Genomic DNA, 540 nt, shown 5'->3' on the forward strand with positions numbered 1-540 from the left:
CAGGTAAACGTTGAATTCCTTAGTGAAATAACAGAACTGCAAAACTTAGAATATTTGGAAATTGAGAGGCTATCTTCAGACACGCTACTTCCATTGATTAATTTGAATAAGTTGGAAACGCTTAAAATATCAGGAGTCAGCAAGGCTGAAAATTTTGAGGTTTTAGCAAGCCTACCTAATTTGCGCTATCTATTCATTGAGGGTGCGAAAAAACTAAACAATTTAGAATGCCTATCAGGTTTTACAGAGCTTATAAGTTTAGGTGTTGAAGGTACGATGTATACAAATCAAAAGGTCTTATCTTTGCAGCCAATCAGTACATTGCCAAATTTAGAAGCATTGTTTTTAACGTCAGTGAGCCTAACGGATAAATCAATACTGTGCTTAGCCGATTTACCTAAAATACGTGTATTGTCTTGCGCTAGGTTTACAACGAAAGAGCATTTCTCTTCTTTAAAGAGCAAAAAGCCAAACCTTAAATGTCGTTGGTTTGAGGCTTACGAAATTTAGCCCTAACGAATAAGGATTAAGGTGTTGCGT

1 protein-coding gene is annotated in these 540 nt (G+C 36.1%); it reads left to right on the forward strand.

Annotated elements, in window-relative coordinates:
* Positions 1-510: hypothetical protein (locus AB4496_RS09000; RefSeq protein ID WP_372130832.1), on the forward strand; the 510-nt coding region annotated here is incomplete at its 5' end.
* Positions 511-540 lie beyond the last annotated feature (30 nt).

This window comes from Vibrio sp. 10N.222.46.A1 (assembly GCF_041473595.1).
GTDB classification, from domain to species: Bacteria; Pseudomonadota; Gammaproteobacteria; order Enterobacterales; family Vibrionaceae; genus Vibrio; species Vibrio tasmaniensis_A.